This window comes from Actinokineospora sp. (genome assembly GCF_050699995.1).
GTDB lineage: Bacteria > Actinomycetota > Actinomycetes > Mycobacteriales > Pseudonocardiaceae > Actinokineospora.
Genome location: NZ_JBOHGC010000136.1, coordinates 1 through 1,521 on the forward strand (window position 1 = coordinate 1; position 1,521 = coordinate 1,521).

A 1,521-nucleotide genomic window follows, 5' to 3' on the forward strand; every position below is an offset into this window, starting at 1 on the left:
CTGTAGTCCGGCCACAGCCGTCACCAGCCGGTCTACCTCTTCGTCCGTCGTGTAGCAGGCACACCCCGCCCGCACCAATCCGTCCTGCGCGTATCCGAGACGCTCCAGCACGGTGGCCGCATAGAAGTCCCCGCTCGAGACGAACACGGCCTGGTCGGCCAGCGCCTTGGCGACGTCATGGGAGGTGCGGCCGCGAACCGCGAACGCGACCGTGGGCGTTCGGGGGCGGCCCGGTCGCGGGCCGTAGAGCGTCACCCCCGGAATAGCGGCAAGACCGTTCCACAGCCGGGCACCCAGTCGCTCCCCCTCTGCGCGGAGCTGCCTGTACGTCGCAGCCAGCCGTTCGCGCCGGTTCCCGACCGTTCCCGCCGGTTCCCGTCCGTTCCCAGCCAGCGACGCCAGAAACTCCACCGCGGCCAGCGTACCCGCGATCCCCTCGTGGCTCAGCGTGCCGGTCTCGATCCGGTCCGGCACGGTGTCGGGCGCCGGCTCGAGCTTGGGCACGTCGAGCCCCGCGAGCAGCTCCCGCCGGCTCCACAGGACTCCGATATGCGGCCCGTAGAACTTGTAGGCCGAGCAGGCCAGAAAGTCGGCATCGAGCGCCCGCACGTCGGGCAGCACGTGCGGGGCGGAGTGCACCGCGTCCACGAATAGCAGGGCTCCGACCCCCCGGGCCAGGCGGGCGGCCCGGGCCACGTCGTTCACCGTACCGAGCGCGTTCGATGCGGCTCCGACCGCCACCAGGCGGGTGCGCGGCGATACGGCGGCCTCGAACGCATCCCAATCCAGCTCGCCGGCATCCCGGTGGAATGGGACCGCACGCACCACCACGCCACGCTCCGCCCCCAGCGCGCGCCACGGGGCGACGATCGCGTGATGGTCCAGATCGGTGACCACGATCTCGTCTCCGGCCCCCCAGCGCCGGCCGAGCGCGCGGGCCAGGTGGAAGGTCAGGGTGGTCATGTTGGCCCCGAATGCCACCTCGTCCGGCCGCCCACCCAAAAAATCCGCCAGCGCGGTCCGCGCCTCGGCGATCATGGCGTCGGTTTCGTGGCTGGTCGGGTAGTGCCAATCCGTGTTGGCGTTGTGGTGCAGGAGGTAGTCGGCGACCGCGTCCACCACGGCCTGCGGTACCTGCGTGCCCCCGGGACCGTCGAAGTAGGCGACGGGCACGCCGCGATGCCGGCGATCGAGCGCCGGGAACGCGGCGCGCACCTGGGCCGTGAATGCGGTGACCGCATCGGGGAATGTGGTCGCAGTCATCGAGCGGCTGATCCTGAGAAACTAGGTGATATGCACCGCCGAAAGTATTCTGACGTAGCTGGTTACCGCAATGGTTGAACAGACGCTGAACACGAATCAGGCGTAAAGCCGACCGGGCGGGATGTCAGTGTCATCCCGCCCGGCCATGGAGGCGCAGGGAATCGAACCCTGGTCCGAGTAAGCATCCGAAACCGCGTCTACGTGCATAGACTCGACTTCCTGCTTTCTTCCCGGGCCGGCATCGAGCCGGCCTGCCCG

General features: G+C 69.5%; 1 protein-coding gene and 1 other RNA gene. Both read right to left on the reverse strand.

All coding sequences use genetic code 11. From position 1 onward, the window contains the following. Positions 1–1,263, reverse strand: a 1,263-nt coding sequence (locus ACRDSQ_RS08155) for a cysteine desulfurase-like protein (RefSeq protein WP_431420129.1), incomplete at its 3' end; no start/stop codon positions are given. 143 nt (positions 1,264–1,406) lie between these two features. Continuing rightward, positions 1,407–1,521: a transfer-messenger RNA gene (gene ssrA / locus ACRDSQ_RS08160) on the reverse strand; the annotation flags it as partial.